This window comes from Annamia dubia NIES-4383 (genome assembly GCF_055394725.1).
On record NZ_AP025630.1, the window covers coordinates 2,361,348 to 2,383,052 of the forward strand.

Consider the following 21,705-nt stretch of genomic DNA (forward strand, 5'->3'; position numbering starts at 1 on the left):
TTAAAATCAACTAACAAATATAATTTTTAGTACAATTATTTTGATCCTATTTTGCTAAAAAATAATTGTACATTGTCAATTATTTAAGACATTGCTGTGAAAAAGTTTTGCGCTAAACCTGCAATATGAGTCGCCTGATCCAGCCCATTAATCACCCTTCTAGCGTTATAAAAGTCTCGCATTGAGCCACTCACATATTGACTGAGACGGCGACTGGTAAAAGTTCCATCTCGCATTCCTAAAACTAGGATTTTGGCGGCGATCGCAAAATCAGTGGCTTTATGAGGATTATTGACCAAATCAATCCCTAATCGCTGTGACCAATCAGTATAATTACGTCGGCCGGTAATCTGCACAAAACCACGCCCCTTATAACGTACACCATCCCCTGGCTGAGTATTCCCCAAATCCCTTCTTCCCTCGTATGCCTGACCACTAGCAAATTCTACCATCCATTGCCCTAATCTTGACTCATGTTGTGCCGTAGCCAAAATATAAGCAATTTGCCCCTTATCCGTAACATTATATTTCTGAGCTTCTTGTAAAATTAAAGGAATAGATTGAGAAGCAAAACGCTTAATAGTTGTATTAGAAATAGCATTAATTAATGTATTCACTAAATTAACATTACTAAATTTGCGTAAAGGAACGTAGGTAGTAATGTTTTGATTACTTAATAAAGACCAAGTTCCTTTCCCCACGACACCATCAGCCATTAAATTATTATTTCTTTGAAAAATTTTAACCGCATTTTCCGTATCTTTGCCAAACAAACCATCAGCAATTCTAATTAAATTACGTTCTCTTAATAAATTTTGTAATGATTTTACCTCATTAATTAAATCAGGAAAATCAATGCCATCTTGAATTTTTAAAACAGGTCTAACAATTGATTTTCCATCAATTAAACTTTCTAAAAATTGCCAAGTTTTTTCGCCGATTACACCATCAGCAGTTAAATTTTGAGTCTGTTGAAATAATTTAACAGCCGTTTCAGTTTCTTCCCCAAATAAACCATCAATCACTGTATTTTCTGGTAAGAAACGATAGGTTTTTAAGATTAATTGTAATCTTTTAACCGCATCAATTAATTGAGGGGTTTTAATCCCATCTCCTAACTTTAACACGGGATATTTATTAACATTAATCGGCTCAGGATTTTTCTTTAAAAATTCCCATGTTTTGTCACCCACTACACCATCAGCCGTTAAATTTCTACTTTTTTGAAAAGCCTTAACCGCAGTTTCTGTACCTTGTAAAAATAGACCATCAATAGGAGATTGATCTGGTAAAAACTTCCATTTTTTTAATAAAGTTTGTAACCGTTGCACCTCATCTTTTAAATGAGGAGTATCCACACCATCTCTTAACTTTAAAATCGGTTCTTTTCTATTCATATTTTGATTATTAATTATTGTAGGTTTACTAGGAGTAATCGGAGGAGTTTTCTCTAATAATTGCCAAGTTTTGGCACCAACAACTCCATCAACAACTAAATTTTGACTCTTTTGAAAAGCCTTAACTGCTTCCTCTGTACTTTTCCAAAATAGTCCATCAGAAATTGTATTTTTGTTTAAAACATTCCATTTTTTGAGTAAATTTTGTAACAGAATAACCTCATCTTTTAAATGGGGAGTATCAATGCCATCTCTTAATTTTAAAACAGGCTTTTGACTACTATAATTAACAGCAATCTTAACAGGTTCTTTTTCTAAAGCTTTCCATGTTTTATCCGCTACAACCCCATCAGCCACTAAATTTTTACTCTTTTGAAAAGCCTTAACCGCCTTTTCCGTTTCTCGCCAAAATAAACCGTCAATTGTTTGATCTTGGGGGAAAAATTGATGTTTTTGCAGTAATTTTTGTAACCTTTTAATATCAGGTTGTAACTGGGGATTAGTCATGCCATCGCCTATCTTTAAAATAGGATAATTATTATTAGATGAATTAGCATTTTTATTGACAGTATTACTCAGATTTAATGATGTTGCAACTTCTTCTAAGGCATTCCAAGTTAAATTACCAACAATTCCATCAGCGACTAATTTTCTACTTTTTTGAAATTCCTTAACCGCATTTTCTGTTTTATGCCAAAATAAACCATCAATTTCCGCATCTTGAGGCAAAAAGTTATGTCTTTTTAAAAGTGTTTGTAAATATTTTACTTCATCCTTTAAACTTTCATTATAAATGCCATCACCTAACTTTAAATTAGAATAATTTTTATTAATTTTTTTAGATGAAGGTAAATTTAAACCAACCATTTTAGGCTGACTTTGATTAATAATATTTTCATTTTCTTGACTTTCAGAAATTGGGGGCAAAGAAAGATCAGTAGGTTTTAAAACCTCTAAAATTGTTTCAAATTCAGGCTTAATAGGTTGATTTTCTGGTAAATTTTCAGTTAAATTAGATTGATCAAATTCTTCAGAAATAGGGCTTAAACCCTTTAAAACTTGCCAAGTATTTTGATTAACAATACCATCAACAGTTAAATTATGTTGCTGTTGAAATTTTTTAACAGCTTCTTGCGTTTCTCTCCAAAATAAACCATTAACTTCTAAATCAAGACCTAAAATACCCCATTCTTGTAATAAAGTTTGTAAATATTTTACCTGTTCTTGTAATTCAGGAGTATCTATTCCTGCCCCTAATTTTAAAGTTAAATCATTACCTGTTTTTATCTCTTGATTGTCTGGAATTTCAGTGATCAAATTAGTATTTTCTATGACATTTTCCGTCAAATCTTCCGACTTTAAAAATTGAGATTTAAAAGCAAATTGATTAGTTTGCTCTTGATTTTTACTTAAGATTAATTCATGATATTTTTCATTTTCTAAAGCCAACCAAGTGGCCGTATTAACAATTCCAGTTTGTGGTAAATTGTTCTGATTTTGAAAAGCCTTAACCGCCATTTCTGTCTCTTGCCAAAATAAACCATCAACACAAAAATTTTCAGGGAAAAAGCCTTGATTTTCTAATAATTTTTGTAAATATTTTACTTCCTCTTGTAATTCAGGAGTATTTAAACCGTCTCCAATCGTTAAATTATGATAAGATATATTAGCAGAAGGTTCAATCATATTAATACTTTTTGAAGCCTCTAAATTATTAAAATTAGTAACTTCTACTGGCTTAATTTGTTCAGGGCTAATCGTTATTTGTTGCGGTGTAATAACTTCTTTTTCTTCAAGTTTATGATCTAAACTTTCAACACTTTCAACAGTTAAATTACTTTCTAAAATTTCCCAAATTTCTTGAGTAACAATGCCATTTTCTTCTAAATTATTATTCTGTTGTAATTGTTTGATCGCAGTTTCAGTTTCAATCCAAAAAAAGCCATCTAACGCAAAATTTTCCCCCAATAAACCCTGTTTTTGTAATAATTGTTGTAAAGATTTAACAGCCGTTTGTAAATGAGGAGTATTTAAACCATCTCCCATCATTAAAGTAGGATATTTTTCCGTTAATTCATTTTGACTAAGCTGAATAATTGTCTTAATATTTTCTTGATTCAAATTAACATTAATAGATGGAAGTTTAATCTGATCTTTTTCTAAAGTTGCTTGAATAACTTGGGTTTCTAAATTATGCCAAGTTTCTTCATTAACAATACCATCAGCCACTAAATTACGACTTTTTTGAAACTTAATAACGGCGGCCTCTGTTTTTCTCCAAAACAAACCATCAGTTAAAGAAGTTTCTTCTAAACAGTGATTATCTTTTAATAATTCCTGTAAATATTTGACTTCATCTTGTAATTCAGGTGTATTAATTCCATCTCCCAACCTTAAAATATGATGTTTATTTCCTTGATTACTATGGCTAGAAATTTCTTTAAACGTATCAGTATAATCTAAATTAATAGCATTATTAATCAAAGAAGAATTAGGCTCAAATAATAATTCTAAATAACTCCAAGTTTCAAAGTTAACTACCCCATCAGACTCTAAATTTTTACTATTTTGAAAAAGTTTAACAGCCTTTTCAGTTTGATGATCAAACAGCCCATCAATGGGGGCAGTTTCCGGTAAAAAGCCACCTTGTTTTAATAATGTTTGTAATTCTTGTACATCCTTTTTTAATTCTGGTGTTTCAAAGCCACTGCCAAATCTTAAAATTGGTTTTTTATTAATCATATTTTTTGCTAGTAAAATAAATTTTTTTGATTAGTTATTAGTCATTTATTAAACTTTAACTTATTACCTATTACTTATTAATAAAAAATAATTTATCCGATCATTTCCGTTTCAGAATGACCCCTGCACGGTACAATGTAAATAACAAATTTTCCCTTTATTGGGATCAATACCCATAAGGCAGTTGCTCCCGATCTTAATTTTAAGTCATTGATTGTAACTTTAACCCGTAGGATCAAATTTCTTGAGCAAAATGCGATCGCCATCCCTTGGGGTAAAATAAAGTTTACTCGCAGTAGGATTATCTAATAATAATTTATATTTTCGTCCTACAACCAATTCTAAACGATTTGGTTCAAAGACTAATTATGCTTTCGATCTCCTCTTGAGTGGGGAAAATTTTTGTCACAGCAAGAGACGAGTAAATGGTATAATCGAGTAGCAAAATAGACTTATTAGTATTATAATTAAAAAAGATGATAATTTTTTTATTATCAATTAAACCATTGGACTTAATTCTCCTCTTAGAAAAAGATTAATCTTCCCTCTAATTCTAATTAAGAATTAGTCCTAATGTCCAATTTTATAATTAATTTTGGATAAATTATTTGCTTTGTACCTTGATCAAATAACTATTTTCTCAATATAGAGAATTTTTATCAGTTTACTTTATTCTTATTTTGATAAATTTTATTAAAAAATCTAGGTCTGAGCATAAAAAATAACAACAAAAAAGTTTTTTTAGCGTCAATGAAGTTAATCAATTAACATAAAAAACAATTGACTAAACAAGCTCAAAAAATGATTATTGTTTGTAATAGACTAAAGTTTAAGACAGTGCGGCCTCCAAAATTCTGATTCTAAAATTAAAAAAAAATTAAAAATAGAATGGATCAGGTCTCATCATTTATACTTTAAAATAACTTACTCTGCTCAAAAACAAATTTATAATTATATAGTTAGGAATTTACATGACCGTAGCAACCACAAATCAAAAACTAAAAATTGATTGGATCAATGCTTTTTATCTAGTTGGAATGCACTCTTTCGCCTGTTTAGCTTTTCTGCCGGGGATGTTTAGCTGGAAAGCAGTCGGAGTTGCTATTTTATTTCATTGGATCACAGGAGGCTTAGGTATTACCCTTGGCTTACATCGTTTAATCTCCCATCGCAGTTTTGATGTGCCAAAATGGTTAGAATACTTTTTTGCTTTCTGTGCCACTTTAGCTTGTCAAGGATCATTATTGAACTGGACAGGTTTACACCGTTTACATCACAAATATTCAGATCAGGGTTTACCCTTAGATCCCCATGACTCAAGTAAAGGTTTTTGGTGGAGTCACATGGGATGGATGTTTTTTAAATATCCCTCTCCGGATCTGATCATGCGTGTTACCAAAGATATTAATAGCGATCCAGTGTATTTATTTTTAGATAAATATTTTTTAGTAATTCAATCTTTATTAGGTTATCTTTTATATTTATGGGGCGGATGGCCTTTTGTGATTTGGGGCATTTTTGTTCGCTTAGTGTTAGTTTTCCATTGTACTTGGTTTGTTAACAGTGCAACTCATAAATTTGGTTATCAAAGCTATGAGGAGTCAAATGATCGTTCTAAAAATTGTTGGTGGGTGGCATTATTAACCTACGGTGAAGGATGGCACAATAATCATCATGCTTATCAATATTCAGCCCGTCACGGTTGGCAATGGTGGGAAATTGATCTAACTTGGATGACAATTTCACTCTTAAAAATGTTAGGTTTAGCTACTAATATTAAATTAGCACCAGTTATTACTCAAAAGTAATCTTAATTTAATTATTAATTAATCACAAAAAAGATCAGAAATTGTTAATTTTTAAATCAATTTCTGATCTTTTTATGATTAGTTAATAATCAATTATTTACTAATATCTAATTTGTAAAGTAACAGAACTTTGAATAGTTTGTTCTCCTCCCACTACCGTCGTTTTAAAACTCTCATCACGCATCATTGCGGCCTGTAACATCGGTGTTACGGGGGGAGTTGCCCCGTTAACTTGAATACTGACAATTTCTTGGGGGGTTAAATTTAAAGTGCTTAAAACTGCTTCTGCTTGGGCTTGGGCTTCTAATGTGGCTTCCCTTAATGCTTCTTTTTGTGCCTGCGCGATCGCCGCCTCCGTGGCCGTAAAACTAATATTATCAATACGGGTAGCGCCCACGGCCACCGACTGATCTAAAATAGATCCTGCTTTTTGGGTATCCACTTCAAAACTCACCATATTAGTAGCAATATAACCGATTAACTCTCTTTGATTACTCTCATAATTATATTGGGGCTGTAAACTAATTCCGGTTGTTTCTAATTTACTCACATTTTGCGATCGCAAAAAATTAACCAGTTGGGTAGAGCGTTGGGCGGCCTCGGCTTGAACTTCTTGAGCGGTTTTCCCTTGAATTTCCACCCCTAAACTAATTCTAGTTAAAGTGGTAGGAATTGACAATTCACCTTGGCCTGTCACCGTTAAAGTGCGCAAAACCGCCTGTTGAGCAAAACTAGGTAAAACAGGTAAAAAAGTCAAACACACCGCTAAAACTAAAGATTGAGTTAAATTAACGGATTTTCTAGTTAAATTATTTTTCATAACACCTCTTATGTTAAATTATTTTTATCTTAAATTTAAAACAGTTTTTTAAAAGATTCACCTTTGTTACCAAAAAAGAAACAATTTTGTTTTTGGTTATTGGTTATTTTAATCAATAGCTATATATGATTAGTACCCAAACCCTGAAGGGTAGGGCTATATAGACAAAGCCTGCCTGCGCAGGCTAGAATTTTAGCCTGCGCAGGCAGGCTTTGTTTTTGTAGCATAAGGCTTCAGCCTTAATGAAATTATTAATAAATAATAACCAATGACAGAATTATCCTACGCCTTAATACATGAATGGTTAACTCCTCACGCAACAGGAGGATCGGAATTAGTTGTACAAGAAATATTAAAAGTAATAGAAGCTGATCTCTATGCTTTAATAGATTTTGAATCTACAAACCTCGATAGTTATTTATATCAAAGAAACATCGGTACAACTTTTTTACAACATTTTCCCCTTGCTAAAAATGGTGTTCAAAAATATTTACCTTTGTTACCTTTTGCCATTGAACAATTAGATTTAAGACAATATGATGTAATTTTATCATCATCCCACGCAGTCGCTAAAGGAATTTTAACTAGCCCCCATCAAACACATATTTGTTATTGTCATACTCCCATGCGTTATGCTTGGGATTTAACTTTTGACTATCTCAAAGAGAGTTTTGCAGGGCAAGGTTTACAAGGTATTTTAACTAGATTTATTTTACATCAATTAAGACAATGGGATGTAATTTCAGCTAATAGAGTAGATTATTTTATTGCTAATTCTCAACACACCGCTAACCGTATTTTAAAATGTTACCGTAGGGAAGCAAAAGTTATTTATCCCCCCGTTAATTTAGAGCGTTTTAACTATTATGAAAAAAAAGAAGATTATTATTTAACAGTAACAAGATTAGTTAGTTATAAACAAGTAACTTTAATGGTAGAAGCTTTTAATCAATTAGGGAAAAATTTAGTCATTATTGGGGGGGGAAAACAACTGGAATTAATCAAAAAAATGGCTAAACCTAATATTAAAATTTTAGGATCACAACCTAATCACATTGTAGAAGAATATATGAAAAAAGCCAAAGCCTTTATTTATGCCTCCTGTGAAGACTTTGGGATCGCCTTAGTAGAAGCCCAAGCCTGTGGCACACCCGTGATCGCTTATGGTAGGGGAGGAGCTTTAGAAACTGTCATAGATCTAAGGCGTGATCCCCAACATGGTACAGGCTTACATTTTTATCCCCAAACGCCCCAAGCCCTAGTGGAAACAGTGGAAACATTTGAGGAAATTAAACATCAATTTAACTTAGAAAATTGTCGCCAACAGGCCGAAAAATTTTCTACCCCTATTTTCCACCAAAATTATCTGAAATTTGTGGAAACTTGTGTTAACAGTAAATAGTGAACAGTAGACAATGACCAATTATCAAGAAACAGGATAATATATAAAGATGATTCTATAGAGAATCAAAAAACTAGATCTGTGATCAAAGATGCTCAATTTTTGGGCTAAAGGTTATATGATCTGACAATATGTGGTGTGATTTGTGTATAAAAGGAGTGAAATGACTACTAATAGCCAATTGATCTCCGTTAAAGTGGTACAATCTTTCTTTAAAAGAAGTTTGTATGCAATGATGTCAAATTTAGGACTTCAGGGAACATCTGTTCCAACTTTAAGCGGAGAAGTTATTAAACGACTGTTTGATATTGTTTTTTCCCTATCTGTTTTAATTTTTTGTTCCCCTTTATATTTAATTTTAGCAATTTTAATTGCTATTAGTTCCCCTGGGCCTATTTTTTATATTCAAAAAAGAGTAGGAAAAAATTTTAAAACATTTGGTTGTGTTAAATTTAGAACGATGGTTCAAAATGCGGATCAAGTTTTAGCTAAAATGTTAGAAGAAAATCCCCATTTAAAACAAGAATTTGATGAAAATTTCAAACTAAAACAAGACCCTCGTATTACATGGATTGGTAAGTTTTTACGTTATACCAGTTTAGATGAATTTCCCCAATTTTGGAATGTGTTAATGGGAGAGATGAGTGTGGTAGGGCCTCGCCCTTTAGTACCCGATGAACTGAGTAGATATGGCTATCGCATTCAAAAAGTTTTAAGTATTCGTCCGGGTATTACTGGCTTATGGCAAGTTTCAGGGCGTAATGATATTCCCTATGATAAACGCATTAGAATGGATGTTTATTATGCAGGTTCTCATAATTGGTTAATGGATCTATGGATCGTTGTTAAAACCATTGGAGTGATGTTATTTCCCCGTAATAATGGGGCTTATTAGACTTTTTAATCTATTGAAAAATTAGCCCTCACCCCCTCTATCAAAGAAGGTGTGAGGGCTTAAAGTTAAATTTCCTTAACTTTTGCTTTTTTCTAACATTAATTTAGATTGTTTTACTTGATCGGGAATGGCGATGGGATAATCACCTGTAAAACAGGCTGAACAAAAACTATTGGTGTCTTCTCCCGTCACATCTAACATTCCCTGCCAACTTAAATAGGCTAAACTATCAACTTCGATCTGTTTAGCTATTTCTTGAACTGATTTAGTGGCGGCGATCAGTTGATCTTGAGTATCGGTATCAATGCCATAAAAACAGGGGTGGGTGACAGGGGGAGAGGATATTCTCATGTGAACTTCTTTCGCCCCTGCCTCTCTCAATGTTCTCACAATCTTAAGGCTAGTTGTACCTCGCACGATCGAATCATCTACAATAATAATTCTTTTGTCCTGTAGCACATCCCTTAAGGTATTAAGTTTCATTCTAATGCCATGTTCTCTCATATGTTGAGTCGGTTGGATAAAGGTGCGCCCCACATAACGATTTTTGATTAAACCTTCACCGTAGGCAATCCCTGAAGTACGGGAAAAACCGATCGCCGCCGGAATACCGGAGTCAGGGACACCCATCACCATATCCGCCTCAACATAGGATTCCTTCGCTAACTGCTCACCTAATCTTAAACGATAACGATAAAGGGTTTCATCGTGCATTAAACTATCAGGACGGGCAAAATAAATCATCTCAAAAATACATAACTTGCGTTGGGATTTTTGAGTCCAATGGAAAGAAGCTAAACCATCTTCGGTGATCCAGACTAACTCTCCTGGCTCCACATCTCTTAAATATTGTGCGCCAATAATATCTAAAGCACAGGTTTCCGAGGCTAAAACATAACGGATTGGATTATTTTCTTCTTTTAAAGTCCCGATCACAAGGGGACGTACACCGTTGGGATCCCTTACTCCCATCAGCCCCACCGGAGTGCCAATGGTTAAACTATAAGCTCCGCTACACATTTGAAAAGCACTGATGGCCGCTTCTAACCAGTCTTTCCCTTTGTCTACTTCATTGGCGATCGCCACCGCAATCATTTCCGAATCGGTAGTGGTGATAAAATCACAATTACGTTTAGTTAATTCCGTTTTTAATTGATCAGCATTGACAAGATTGCCATTATGTGCTAAGGCTAAATGTCCTAAACGAGTTTTGAGGACGGCCGGTTGGGCATTAACCTTTAAACTGGAGCCTGTGGTAGAATAGCGAGTATGACCTACGGCTAAATAGCCGGGTAACTTTTGTAATAAGGACTCGTTAAAAACTTGAGAAACCAAGCCCATATCCTTATGTAAATGAACGGTATCACCTTCAAAAGTAGCTATTCCGGCTGATTCTTGTCCTCGATGTTGGAGGGCATATAAGCCAAAATAAGTTAATTTGGCCACATCTTCTTCGGGTGCATAAATACCAAAGACACCACAAGCTTCCTTGGGTTTATCGGATGGTTGATCTAAGGTTGAGGTTGGCTGGATCAAGGGATTAACCATTGAGAAATGGTGATCGTTAGGAAAAGAATCATTAGGTATCATCTGGACTTTCAAGATGGTTTAGTTACTGTTCTAATGTAAGTAGATAGAGCCAAAAGGCTAGAAAAATAAGGAAGTTTAATTAAGATTGCTTAATAGTTTCTTAACTTTAACATCTGATTAAGTAATATAACATTAAACAGCTACAGGTTTTCTTGATCTTCAATTTAAAGGGAAAATAGAAAAAACACACCCCTAGAAAATTAAATTAAAAATGTGATAGAAATATTTTTATTTGACAAAAATATGTTATGATGAAAAATTGTGTCGAATTGACGTTGATATATGCCGAAACTAAAAACTCGCAAAGCCGCAGCAAAAAGATTTAGAGTGACAGGAAGTGGGAAAAAAATCCTTCGTCGTAAAGCATTCAAAAATCATTTGTTGCAGAAAAAATCATCTGAAAGAATCCGTCGTCGTTTATCTGCTTTAACTTTAGTGGATGAAAGCGATGAAAAAAATGTTCGTAAAATGCTTCCCTATCTCTAAAAGTTAGTTATTAGTTGACAGTTGACAATTGACAATTGACAATTAATTAGGTTTCAAATCTAATTTTTAATACTCTACTTTTGAGTAAGGTTATTGTCAACTGTCCATTGTCAATTGTCAATTGTTAAGGATATAGGGATTTTTTTTAAATTAAATTTAACCAGATTCAATAAATAATATGACTAGAGTAAAACGGGGTAATGTTGCCCGAAAACGCCGTAAAAAAATCTTAAAGTTAGCGAAAGGTTTTAGAGGTTCTCATTCTAAGCTTTTCCGCACAGCTAATCAACAGGTGATGAAAGCGTTACGCAATGCTTATCGTGACCGTAAAAAACGTAAAAGAGATTTTCGCCGTTTATGGATCACTCGGATTAATGCGGGTGCTAGACTTCACGGCTTAAGCTATAGTAAATTAGCGGGTAATTTGAAAAAAGCTAATATTGAGTTAAATCGCAAAATGTTGGCACAGTTAGCAATGGTTGATCCTGATGCTTTTGCTAAAGTGATTGAAATTGCTAAGGCTAGTTAATTTTTTTTAACGATTAAATTATTTTTATTTAACCTCTCCCCAAAACCCCTTGTCTCATGGCGAGGGGACTTTTTTTATAAAATCTTGAATCATTAACAATTATCTTTAGTTATTATTAATATTTTTGGTAATAATTAAATTTATTCACTCAAAAAAATAGACATGAATCAATTAATTGACCTCTTAACTCCGATTACCCTCGGTAACTATCAACTTTCAAACCGAATAGTCATGGCACCATTAACGAGAATGAGGGCAGGAGTCGGCCTTGCCCCCACCGCCATGAATGCCCAATATTATGCGCAAAGAGCTTCGGCCGGATTAATTATTACGGAAGCTTCTCAGGTATCACCCCAAGGCATGGGTTATGCCAACACCCCTGGCATCTATTCCCCCGAACAGGTGGAGGGGTGGAAGTTAGTCACGCAGGCCGTCCATCAAAAAGGAGGACGAATTTTCCTGCAATTATGGCACGTTGGCCGCATTTCCCATCCTTCGTTACAACCTAATAATAACTTACCCGTAGCTCCCAGTGCGATCGCCGCTCAAGGTCAGGCCGTCACCTATCAGGGTTTACAGCCTTTTGTGACTCCCAGAGCCCTAGAATCCTCAGAAATACCTCAGATTGTTGAGCAATATCGTCAAGGGGCGAAAAATGCCAAGTTAGCAGGTTTTGATGGGGTGGAGATCCATGGTGCTAACGGTTATCTTTTAGATCAATTTTTAAGAGATGGCACGAACAAACGTACTGATCAATATGGAGGCAGTTATGAAAACCGTCTAAGGCTAGTTAAAGAAGTGATCGAGGCTATTTATGAGGTTTGGGAGTCTAGTCAAGTAGGAATCAGATTATCACCTTCTAATTCATTTAATTCAATGTCTGATTCTGACCCTAAAAAGTTATTTAGTTATGTAGTAAAAGAGTTAAATCAATATCAATTAGGATATTTGCATTTAATTGAGCCGAGAGTAGAGGGAAACGAGACTTTAGATCAGCCTTCCACCGATTTAACTTCCGGCTTTTTCCGTCAATTTTATGACGGTTTAATTATGAGTGCTGGAGGATACGATCGAGACTTAGGAAATCAGGTGTTAGCCAGTGGTGAAGCGGATCTGGTGGCCTATGGACGGTTATTTATTTCTAATCCTGATTTACCCCTGCGTTTTGCGAAAAATGCTGAGTTAAATCCATATAACCGCTCAACTTTTTATGGTGGAGATGAAAAAGGTTATTTAGATTATTCTTTTTTAGAATAAAAATTGCGTAAATATGTTATAATGGAATCATTGGTAGTTACGTTTTTAAAAAAATTGTTTTGCTCTTCACGGGTAAAACAATTTTTTTATAAGATTGAAGATGGTATAACTTGCCAAATTTTAACTTTATTATCATCACTTCCACTCACCAAATATTGTCCATCGGGGCTAAAAGCCAAAGTATGAATATTACTCTGATGTGCTTTAATGGAAAATAAGTAATTTTCTTGAGTAAAATTCCAAAGTTTAATCACCCCATTCCCGTCACCAGTAGCGAAAATTTCGTTATTATTATTAATAGCTAAACTATAAATAAAAGTTTCATTACTTGCAAAACTTTTAAGTTCTTTTTGCTTATGAAAATCCCATAATTTAATTAAATAATCATCACTAACACTTAATAAAGATTGACCATCTTTAGTAAATTTGATTTGATTAACTCCAGCAAACATTCCCTTATGTCCTTCTAAACTTCCCATCATTTGACCAGTTTCAAAATTCCATAATTTAATCATTTTATCCGCACTACTACTGGCAATAATTTTATCATCAACACTAAGATCAACGCAACTAATCCAACGATTGTGACCCTTTAAATTTGATATTTCTTGATTATTTTTTAAATTCCAAACTCTCACCGTTTTATCCCCACCACCACTAATTAAAAACTGATCATTCTTGGTAAATACTAAAGAATTAACCCCCGCAAAAACGCCCGTATGACCGATTAAAGTTTGTAAAATATTACCAGTTTTGACATCCCAAATAACAATTAAATTATTATCATATCCAGCCGCCAATTTTTGACTATTATGACTAAATTTTAAACTATAACAAGACCGATATTCTTGTTTAAAAGAATGGACAAGTTGACATTGGGGAAACTGCCATAATTTAAGATCATAAGACCACCCTCCAGTTGCTAAAAAATAACCATCATCAGAAAAGCCAACAGCCCGAACAAAACTAGGATGATCGCTTAAATTTTTCACACAATTTAAACTTAAATTATGATAATTATAAATAGGTTTAACTGGAGTTTGAGGAGTCGAAATAATTGGTTGATTGTAGTTTAAATCTGCTAAAATTTGATCGATATTTTGATAGCGCTCTCTTAATGATTCACTAGCCATTTTTTCTAAAATTTTACCTAAATGATCACTCACGGGATTATTAATTAAAAAGTCACGCCATAGCCATTTATTATCATGAATATTATATAATTCAAAAGGGGAAATATTAGTCAACAAAAACAAACAACTAACCCCTAAACTATAGATGTCACTAGCAAAAATAGGTTTTCCTCGCATTTGTTCAGGAGCAACAAATTCCGCACTACCGATCATCGTTCCCGTTTTAGCTAAAGAGGTATTAGTTGCTTGTTTAGCCGCCCCAAAATCCACTAAAATTAATTGACGATCGAATCTTCTGCGAATAATATTAGCAGGTTTAATATCACGGTGAATAATTTGAGCTTGATGAATGAATTTTAAGACTGGAAGTAACTTAAATAAAATATCTTTAATTTGTTCTTCATTGAAAGTTCCCTCATTAATTAATTCAGCTTCTAAATTATCACCATCTATAAATTCTTGAATAATATATTGACGATTATTGTAGGTAAAATAAGCATATAAATTAGGAATTTGGGGATGCTTTTCTAACTGTTCTAATCTAACAGCTTCAAGTTCAAAAAGTTCACTAGCTTTTTTTGATTCTTGTTCAGGAAAATATTGTTTTACCACACAACGAGGCTTAGAAGGTTTATATTCATCTTCTGCTAAAAAAGTACGCCCAAAACCACCTTGGCCAATTAATCTTAAACAACGGTAGCGATCGCTCAATAATAATTTAGTACCGCAAGAAATACAAAATTTATTTTGAGGTGGGTTTTCTGGTTTTGGACAATTAGGATTTAAGCAGTAACTCATGTTAGTTATTAATTATTAGCTAAGAGCAAATTTTAAAAGTATCTTAATATTTATTAAATGGTAACTTTTATAATTTTACTATAGAAATATGAGAATAAAAATTAAATTTTTAAAATTCCTGACCTTTGGTTTTTGAGAAAAAATATGTTATCAATAAATTTTAACTATGTATAAAATTGAAACATTTTGGGATGAAGAAGCTCAAGTTTGGGTGGCAACAAGTGAAGATGTTTTTGGTTTAGCAACAGAAGCTCAAAGTTTAGAAGATTTAAGTAAAAAGTTAAAGGTTATTATTCCTGAATTATTAATTTTATGACAGATGAGTAATTGTCATAAAGATGACAGTTAAAAAACAGTCTATCAAGTCATTAATTTTTGCATAAAGATGTTATTTCTATAATTTCAAATTATTAAAATAAAGAAAAAATTATTTATTTTATCTGGGAACTTTTGAGAAAATAATAACGACTAATAAACCAAGAAAACGAACATAAATTTACTAATAAATAGAGGTTTAATCTTATGAAAAGCTTAGTTACAAAATTAACAGTTATTGTTTCCTTAACCTTAGTTTCTTTAATTGCTAAACCTAGTTTTGCTCAATCAACAAATCAAAATGGAACAGATGGAAGTTATGTGGGAGCAGGCCTTTCAGCAGGTGTTACTAATGGTGGTCAAGATAATACTGGGGCTACTTTAGGTGGTAATATTCAGGGGCGTTATGCGATCGAGAATGTACCAGTTTCTTTAAGAGGAGCGATTTTATTTACCGATGAAAATGTGGCTTTAATTCCTACAATTTCTTATGATCTTCCCATTGGTGATCAAGTTAATGCCTATTTAGGTTTGGGATATTCTTTTGTCGAAAATAACGCTAATGCAACTCCTTTAGGTAATCAAAATTCTCTGGTTTTAACTTTAGGATCAGAAGCCTTAGTTAGTCAAAATATAATGGTTTATGGCGATGCAAAATGGGGTATTGATGCCTATGAAAATAGCCCTGCTTCAGCCGTTAGTTTACAAGCAGGACTAGGTTATAAATTCTAAGATTAAAATGATTAGAACTTATTTAATTATTAAGAAAAGGGTAAGTTCTGACCAAATAATTAAAAAAATACAAATTGAGTAAAATTGAAAAAGGGTGAGTTAATCAAGTTTAACCACTCTTTTTTGCTATTTTAATTAATTTCTCAAAATCTTGTTTAATTTGACTATTCCCTATTACCTGTTTTGATGTTGATTTTCCGTGATAAAATCCACACTACACCAGAAATTTATTATTTCTCAATTTATAGTTAAAAATCTGTGCAAAGGAAAAAACAACATGATTCATGATATTTTTATGCCGGCCTTAAGCTCTACTATGACGGAGGGTAAAATTGTGTCTTGGGCAAAAGCCCCCGGAGATAAAGTAGAAAAGGGTGAAACAGTCCTTGTCGTAGAGTCTGATAAGGCGGATATGGATGTTGAATCCTTCTATGAAGGCTATTTAGCCATTATTTTAGTCGAAGCTGGTCAAGAAGCTCCTGTTGGAGAAGCGATCGCGCTGATCGCTGAAACCATCGAAGAAATTGAGATCGCTAAACAACAAGCTTCTGCTAGTGCTTCTCCTGCTACTTCTGCTACTTCCACTACTTCTGCCCCCGCTCCCGCTCCCATCCCCACCTTTGTGCCAACTTCCACCCCTTCCACTCCTGCGAGTAACCGGATCGTGGCTTCACCTCGGGCGCGTAAGTTAGCCAAACAATTAGGAATTAACTTAAATTCCCTCAATGGTAGCGGCCCCTATGGTAGAATCGTGACGGCGGACGTGGAAAGAGCCTCTGGTAAAGCTCCCACCCCTGTGGTTACCACTCCTGTTATTAGTACGCCTGTAGTACCCGTAGCACCCATCGCCCCCGTAGCACCCGTAGCACCTGTGGTAGCCACTCCAGTGATGACAACTGCTGATGAAACGATCCCCTTCAATACCTTACAGAAAGCGGTTGTACAGAACATGGTAGCTAGTTTAACCGCTCCTACTTTCCATGTGGGTTATACCATTACTACCGATGGTTTAGACGCTCTTTATCAACAGATTAAGTCGAAAGGTGTCACTATGACGGCTTTATTAGCTAAAGCGGTGGCTGTCACTTTGCGCAAACATCGCATCATGAATGCTAGTTATACCGATCAGGGTATTGCTTATCATAGTGTTTGTAATGTGGCGGTAGCTGTAGCAATGGAGGGCGGCGGTTTAATTACTCCTGTCTTACAAAATGCGGATCAAGTAGATATTTATTCTTTATCCCGTAGTTGGAAAGATTTAGTCGATCGCTCCAGATTAAAGCAACTTCAGCCCCAAGAGTACAATTCTGGCACATTTACCCTTTCTAACTTAGGAATGTTCGGCGTAGATCGTTTTGATGCGATTTTACCACCCGGCCAGGGTGCGATCTTGGCGATCGCCGCTTCTAAACCCACTGTGGTGGCAACAAAAGAAAGAATGATCGCCATTAAAAATCAAATGCAAGTTAATTTAACTTGTGATCATCGTGTTATTTATGGTACAGATGCGGCTTTATTCTTAAAAGATTTAGCGGATCTAATCGAAAATAATGCTCAATCTTTAGTGATGTAATTTTGACTAAAGTTGTTAATAATTAAAGTTAAGTCGGGGATTTTACTAATTGTTTAATCTGCTCAAAATGTGATCAAGATTAAGTCAAATTAAATCCCCGATTTTTAATTAAATTTTTATTTTTTATTCGGAATATTTTAAAGATGAGACTTGTTTTATTGCTCAGAAAAGAAGGGTAAAGTAATAAAAATTTATTAAAACCTTTAAAGAATTGATTTAATTTGTTATTTTTATTACTTCTTTAAAATTTAAAATATGTAATAGTTATTAACACAAAATAAGTCAATCATGGGCAATGAAAAAATAATTAAATAATTGCTCTTTTCAATTGTTTTTTCCATTGCCCAATTTTAGCTTTAATTAAAAAATTTAGCCCAATAATCAATTAAAATTGACCATTGACCACTTAACACAAACCATAGTAATAAACTTAAGCCAAAAACAATCGTTAAAATGTAAAATTGTGATTGGCCTGAAGCATTATATTTAAGCGCATTTCCACTAAAAATTGTGGCTAAACTTACTAAATTAACTGCTCCATCGATCACATAACGATCGAGCCATGACATCACTTTTGATAAGCTTGAAACTGCCCAAACTACCGTATATTGATAGACTTTTTCTAAATAAAAATCGTATGCTAATAAGTCTTGAATAAAACGTAGTAAAAATTGATTTGGCATTGCCCAAGCCCGTCTTAAAGGTATTAAAATTCCGATTAAACAACCTAGTAAGCCTGAACTAATGATCGCAGGAATTGAGAAATTAGTGAGCCAAATCTGAGTGTCTAAGGGAGGATTTGGACTTAGCCATAAATTCCAATTCAGAGGCACAAAGGCGGTTAATAAATTAATAATTGCTAAACTGAACATGGGAACGGCCATTGTCCAGATAACTTCCGGTGTGCGTCTCGTTTTCATTTGGTGTTCTCCTAAAAATACCAGACGAAATACCCTCATTAAATTAAGCGCACTTAAGCAATTAACAAATAAAATAACTCCTAATAACCAGCCTGTTACCTCATAACTGCCATTTAACCATTTTTCCAATGTCCAAAACATCCCCAAGGGTAATAAGCCCACTAGGCCGGCACTACCGCCCATAAAAGCGATCGTGGTGATGGGCATTCTTTTCCATAAACCGCCCATTTCCGTAATGTTTTGGTTACTGGTGGTCATAATAATTGAACCTACCATCATAAATAATAAGGCTTTAGCGATCGCATGGCTAAACAGCAATAAAAAGGCGATGTCAACTTGTCCAAAACCCACTGCAATGAACACTAAACCTAAATAGGCACTGGTGGAATGGGATAAAGTTCGTTTAATATCAATTTGCGCGATCGCCATTAAAGAAGCCCCGATCGCTGTGGTAGTACCGATCACAATTAAAGCATTGGCGGCGATCGGCGATAAAGTGAAAACGGGCTGTAACTTAATTAAAACATAAGCCCCCGCCGACACCACCACCGAATTTCTTAAAATACCGGCCGGGTTCGGCCCTTCCATGGCCTCATCTAACCATAAATTGAGAGGAAACTGAGCGCATTTACCCGTAGGCCCGGCAATTAAACTTAAACCAATTAAAGTGGTCGTCAAAGGTGGCAGATCCACATTTTGCGCCCATGTGGTTAACTGGGAAAAGCTTAAACCCGCTCCATAACTAGAAAGTGCCACTAAACCCATTAATAAAATAATATCTCCTACCCTCTTAGTTAAAAAAGCATCTCGCGCCGCTTTAACTACCAAGGGTTGGGCATACCAAAAACCGACTAAGAGATAGGTAGAAAGGGTTAAAAGCTCTAATAAACCATAGCTTAAGAGTAAAGAGTCACTTAAGGCAATACCACTTAAGGCCGCCTCAAAAAAGCCCATTAAGCCAAAAAATCTGGCCATGGAGTTTTCTTTTTCCAAATAGCCAAGGGCGTAAAATTGAGCTAATAAACTAATACCCGTCACTAAGCTTAAAGCTCCAATACTCACGGGAGAAATTTCGATCGCTAAAGTTAGGTCTAATTCTGCTACCTTTAACCAATGAAAAACTAAATTTTGAGATTGACTTTTCCACACCGTATTTAATACTAAAGAGCCATGTAAAAAAGCCACAAAGGTCATAAATAGATTGAAATAAGCCGCCGGCCTAGGGCCGGTTTTTTTGATCCACCCCGTAGACCAAGGTAAAGTAAAAAACGCTCCGATTAAACCATAAAAAGGAATAAACCAGATATAATTATATAAAAATTCAATCATAAATATTTAATAAAATAAAGGAAATAGGGAACAATGACCAATGACCAGTGACTAATGACTAATTCTTAATTGTCCATTATTAACTGTCAACTGATAAGTATTTATACTTAACTTATTAAGTTCAAATTAAAATCAAAAAAATCAATTAAAATGATCAGAAATGGTCAATATATGATATAATGTCATTCTTTAAATTTAGTGATTAAATAACTTTAAAAGAAAAACAATCAAGATATTACTTAAGTCTAGCTTAAGCATTTATCTTTAGTAAGAAATACTTATAAAGACTTTTGTTTTCAGTGATCCCCCTCAACCAAAAGAAAAATCAGAAGATTATAAAATGGGGAATAGGCTGAGTTTAACTAGCCCAAAATAATAGTATTACTTTGACGATCCCCTTCAACAAAAAGTCATATTAAATTTTATTAACTGTCAGATTAAAAAATATCATAATGTTTTATATTGCCAAAAGTGTCAAGGTCTCATAAGCTTTTTTTAGAGACTAAAAATAAATCCACTCCAGATCAACCCCTCAATTTAATTTTTAAATTGAGCCTGTTGTCTATTGTGTATTTGCAAAGGTGTATTTGCAAATAACTCAAGTGAAAGTGGAGCTATCAATAGTCGTTAACCATAATCAAGTTAACTATATTTACCAAAAATCTAATTATTCTTACTTTTGAGGTAGGATTTTACAAACGAGGAAATAAACAAAATGTCTATTGCAGTTGGAATGATTGAAACCAAAGGTTTTCCCGCAGTCGTTGAAGCCGCAGACGCAATGGTGAAGGCCGCCCGTGTTACCTTAGTAGGTTATGAAAAAATTGGCACAGGTAGAGTCACCGTGATCGTCAGAGGTGACGTTTCTGAAGTTCAAGCCTCCGTAGGAGCGGGTATTGAAGCGGCCAATAGAGTTAATGGCGGTGAAGTTTTATCCCATCACATTATTGCTCGTCCCCATGAAAACCTTGAATATGTTTTACCTATTCGTTACACCGAAGATGTAGAACAGTTCCGCACCTATTAAAAAATTGACAATTCAAAATTCATATTTCAAAAATAGAACCATAGCAACTCTCAAAATCATAATTAATTTTCAAGATTGACTACCCAAGTCCTATAATTTTGAATAATGAGAATTTTGAATTAAATAGCGAATTTTTTAATTAAAACTAAATTCTTAGCAAAAAAACTTATTTCTTAAAATTTAAGGAGAAAAATTAAATGTCTATCGCCGTTGGAATGGTTGAAACTCTTGGTTTTCCCGCAGTTGTGGAAGCCGCCGATGCTATGGTGAAAGCCGCCCGTGTTACCCTAGTGGGTTATGAAAAAATCGGTACAGGCCGTGTTACCGTGATCGTCAGAGGAGATGTATCTGAAGTACAAGCTTCCGTTAGTGCAGGTATTGAAAATGTTAAACGAGTTAATGGTGGTCAAGTTTTATCCCATCACATTATTGCTCGTCCCCATGAAAACCTTGAATATGTTTTACCCATTCGCTACACCGAAGCCGTTGAACAGTTCAGAGAAAGTGTTAACCCCCGTCCTTTAAGACCATAAATAATTAACAGTTGACAGTTGACAATTAGCTCTATTTAAAAATAGAGAATTGAAAATTTAGATAAATCTTTTATTCAAACCCACTCCCTTAATCTAACAAAATCTAATGCAAATTGCCAAAGTTCTCGGTACAGTCGTCAGCACTCATAAAAGTCAGAATTTAACAGGAGTCAAATTACTGTTAGTTCAGTTTATTAATGAAACTGGACAACTTTTACCTAAATATGAAGTAGCCGGAGATCTTGTCGGTGCCGGAATTTCTGAATGGGTCTTAGTTACTAGAGGCAGTGCGGCCAGAAAAGAACAAGGACAAGAAAACCGTCCTTTAGATGCCATGGTAGTGGGCATCATTGACACCATCAATGTGGCGAATAATTGTATTTATAACAAAAAAAATGCTAATTAGCGATCAGCTATCA

General features: G+C 34.3%; 16 protein-coding genes and 1 pseudogene. 12 read left to right on the plus strand and 5 right to left on the minus strand.

Features of this window, described 5'->3' with window-relative positions; all coding sequences use genetic code 11:
• Positions 1-83: 83 nt before the first annotated feature.
• Positions 84-4,139, minus strand: coding sequence for a peptidoglycan-binding protein (locus tag Anndu_RS10590; RefSeq protein ID WP_464101167.1), 4,056 nt, complete (start codon positions 4,137-4,139; stop codon positions 84-86).
• 971 nt (positions 4,140-5,110) lie between these two features.
• Between Anndu_RS10590 and Anndu_RS10595 the strand changes: the two genes are divergently transcribed.
• Complete coding sequence (locus tag Anndu_RS10595; protein ID WP_464101168.1) at positions 5,111-5,947, plus strand: acyl-CoA desaturase; 837 nt, start codon at positions 5,111-5,113, stop codon at positions 5,945-5,947.
• Positions 5,948-6,047: 100 nt separating this feature from the next.
• On the opposite strand, the gene Anndu_RS10600 is transcribed toward Anndu_RS10595, so the two are convergent.
• Positions 6,048-6,767 carry an SIMPL domain-containing protein gene (locus Anndu_RS10600; protein ID WP_464101169.1) on the minus strand — a complete coding sequence of 240 codons (720 nt, stop codon included), beginning with the start codon at positions 6,765-6,767 and terminating at the stop codon, positions 6,048-6,050.
• Positions 6,768-7,035: 268 nt separating this feature from the next.
• Here Anndu_RS10600 and Anndu_RS10605 point away from each other — a divergent pair, with 268 nt between their 5' ends.
• Both Anndu_RS10605 and Anndu_RS10610 read left to right on the plus strand, forming a co-directional pair.
• Positions 7,036-8,169 (plus strand): glycosyltransferase, encoded by a 1,134-nt coding sequence (locus Anndu_RS10605; protein WP_464101170.1) that lies wholly within the window; start codon positions 7,036-7,038, stop codon positions 8,167-8,169.
• A 163-nt stretch (positions 8,170-8,332) separates the two neighbouring features.
• Positions 8,333-9,064: an undecaprenyl-phosphate galactose phosphotransferase family protein gene (locus Anndu_RS10610; protein WP_464101171.1), complete on the plus strand. Its 732-nt coding sequence runs from the start codon at positions 8,333-8,335 to the stop codon at positions 9,062-9,064.
• 75 nt (positions 9,065-9,139) lie between these two features.
• On the opposite strand, the gene purF is transcribed toward Anndu_RS10610, so the two are convergent.
• Positions 9,140-10,612 (minus strand): amidophosphoribosyltransferase, encoded by a 1,473-nt coding sequence (gene purF / locus Anndu_RS10615; protein ID WP_464104076.1) that lies wholly within the window; start codon positions 10,610-10,612, stop codon positions 9,140-9,142.
• Positions 10,613-10,936: 324 nt separating this feature from the next.
• On the opposite strand from purF, the gene rpmI reads away from it, so the two are divergent.
• The 3 genes from rpmI (at position 10,937) to Anndu_RS10630 (ending at position 12,926) form a co-directional block, all read left to right on the plus strand.
• Positions 10,937-11,140 carry a 50S ribosomal protein L35 gene (rpmI, locus tag Anndu_RS10620; RefSeq protein ID WP_464101172.1) on the plus strand — a complete coding sequence of 68 codons (204 nt, stop codon included), beginning with the start codon at positions 10,937-10,939 and terminating at the stop codon, positions 11,138-11,140.
• A 178-nt stretch (positions 11,141-11,318) separates the two neighbouring features.
• A complete protein-coding gene (rplT, locus tag Anndu_RS10625; protein ID WP_464101173.1) occupies positions 11,319-11,669 on the plus strand; it encodes a 50S ribosomal protein L20 in 351 nt (116 codons plus the stop codon).
• A 162-nt stretch (positions 11,670-11,831) separates the two neighbouring features.
• Positions 11,832-12,926: an alkene reductase gene (locus tag Anndu_RS10630; protein ID WP_464101174.1), complete on the plus strand. Its 1,095-nt coding sequence runs from the start codon at positions 11,832-11,834 to the stop codon at positions 12,924-12,926.
• A gap of 86 nt (positions 12,927-13,012) precedes the next feature.
• On the opposite strand, the gene Anndu_RS10635 is transcribed toward Anndu_RS10630, so the two are convergent.
• The gene (locus Anndu_RS10635) at positions 13,013-14,857 is read right to left on the minus strand and encodes a protein kinase domain-containing protein (RefSeq protein ID WP_464101175.1); all 1,845 of its coding nucleotides are present in this window, start codon (positions 14,855-14,857) and stop codon (positions 13,013-13,015) included.
• 166 nt (positions 14,858-15,023) lie between these two features.
• On the opposite strand from Anndu_RS10635, the pseudogene Anndu_RS10640 reads away from it, so the two are divergent.
• The 3 genes and pseudogenes from Anndu_RS10640 to Anndu_RS10650 form a co-directional block, all read left to right on the plus strand.
• Positions 15,024-15,170 (plus strand): annotated as a pseudogene (locus Anndu_RS10640) (DUF1902 domain-containing protein); the annotation flags it as partial.
• 209 nt (positions 15,171-15,379) lie between these two features.
• Positions 15,380-15,904 carry an outer membrane beta-barrel protein gene (locus tag Anndu_RS10645; RefSeq protein WP_464101176.1) on the plus strand — a complete coding sequence of 175 codons (525 nt, stop codon included), beginning with the start codon at positions 15,380-15,382 and terminating at the stop codon, positions 15,902-15,904.
• Positions 15,905-16,181: 277 nt separating this feature from the next.
• On the plus strand, positions 16,182-17,477 hold the full coding sequence (locus Anndu_RS10650; protein ID WP_464101177.1) for a dihydrolipoamide acetyltransferase family protein: 1,296 nt from the start codon (positions 16,182-16,184) through the stop codon (positions 17,475-17,477).
• A 356-nt stretch (positions 17,478-17,833) separates the two neighbouring features.
• On the opposite strand, the gene Anndu_RS10655 is transcribed toward Anndu_RS10650, so the two are convergent.
• Positions 17,834-19,726, minus strand: coding sequence for an NAD(P)H-quinone oxidoreductase subunit F (locus Anndu_RS10655; RefSeq protein WP_464101178.1), 1,893 nt, complete (start codon positions 19,724-19,726; stop codon positions 17,834-17,836).
• Positions 19,727-20,441: 715 nt separating this feature from the next.
• On the opposite strand from Anndu_RS10655, the gene Anndu_RS10660 reads away from it, so the two are divergent.
• The 3 genes from Anndu_RS10660 (at position 20,442) to Anndu_RS10670 (ending at position 21,692) form a co-directional block, all read left to right on the plus strand.
• Positions 20,442-20,753, plus strand: coding sequence for a carbon dioxide-concentrating mechanism protein CcmK (locus Anndu_RS10660; protein ID WP_464101179.1), 312 nt, complete (start codon positions 20,442-20,444; stop codon positions 20,751-20,753).
• Positions 20,754-20,950: 197 nt separating this feature from the next.
• Positions 20,951-21,286 (plus strand): carbon dioxide-concentrating mechanism protein CcmK, encoded by a 336-nt coding sequence (locus tag Anndu_RS10665; protein WP_464101180.1) that lies wholly within the window; start codon positions 20,951-20,953, stop codon positions 21,284-21,286.
• A gap of 106 nt (positions 21,287-21,392) precedes the next feature.
• Positions 21,393-21,692 carry a EutN/CcmL family microcompartment protein gene (locus Anndu_RS10670; protein ID WP_464101181.1) on the plus strand — a complete coding sequence of 100 codons (300 nt, stop codon included), beginning with the start codon at positions 21,393-21,395 and terminating at the stop codon, positions 21,690-21,692.
• Positions 21,693-21,705 lie beyond the last annotated feature (13 nt).

Coding starts and splice junctions, on each gene's coding strand:
- Anndu_RS10590 (WP_464101167.1), bottom strand. CDS start 4,139: ATGATTAATAAAAAACCAATTTTAAGATTTGGCAGTGGCTTTGAAACA.
- Anndu_RS10595 (WP_464101168.1), top strand. CDS start 5,111: ATGACCGTAGCAACCACAAATCAAAAACTAAAAATTGATTGGATCAAT.
- Anndu_RS10600 (WP_464101169.1), bottom strand. CDS start 6,767: ATGAAAAATAATTTAACTAGAAAATCCGTTAATTTAACTCAATCTTTA.
- Anndu_RS10605 (WP_464101170.1), top strand. CDS start 7,036: ATGACAGAATTATCCTACGCCTTAATACATGAATGGTTAACTCCTCAC.
- Anndu_RS10610 (WP_464101171.1), top strand. CDS start 8,333: ATGACTACTAATAGCCAATTGATCTCCGTTAAAGTGGTACAATCTTTC.
- purF (WP_464104076.1), bottom strand. CDS start 10,612: ATGGTTAATCCCTTGATCCAGCCAACCTCAACCTTAGATCAACCATCC.
- rpmI (WP_464101172.1), top strand. CDS start 10,937: ATGCCGAAACTAAAAACTCGCAAAGCCGCAGCAAAAAGATTTAGAGTG.
- rplT (WP_464101173.1), top strand. CDS start 11,319: ATGACTAGAGTAAAACGGGGTAATGTTGCCCGAAAACGCCGTAAAAAA.
- Anndu_RS10630 (WP_464101174.1), top strand. CDS start 11,832: ATGAATCAATTAATTGACCTCTTAACTCCGATTACCCTCGGTAACTAT.
- Anndu_RS10635 (WP_464101175.1), bottom strand. CDS start 14,857: ATGAGTTACTGCTTAAATCCTAATTGTCCAAAACCAGAAAACCCACCT.
- Anndu_RS10645 (WP_464101176.1), top strand. CDS start 15,380: ATGAAAAGCTTAGTTACAAAATTAACAGTTATTGTTTCCTTAACCTTA.
- Anndu_RS10650 (WP_464101177.1), top strand. CDS start 16,182: ATGATTCATGATATTTTTATGCCGGCCTTAAGCTCTACTATGACGGAG.
- Anndu_RS10655 (WP_464101178.1), bottom strand. CDS start 19,726: ATGATTGAATTTTTATATAATTATATCTGGTTTATTCCTTTTTATGGT.
- Anndu_RS10660 (WP_464101179.1), top strand. CDS start 20,442: ATGTCTATTGCAGTTGGAATGATTGAAACCAAAGGTTTTCCCGCAGTC.
- Anndu_RS10665 (WP_464101180.1), top strand. CDS start 20,951: ATGTCTATCGCCGTTGGAATGGTTGAAACTCTTGGTTTTCCCGCAGTT.
- Anndu_RS10670 (WP_464101181.1), top strand. CDS start 21,393: ATGCAAATTGCCAAAGTTCTCGGTACAGTCGTCAGCACTCATAAAAGT.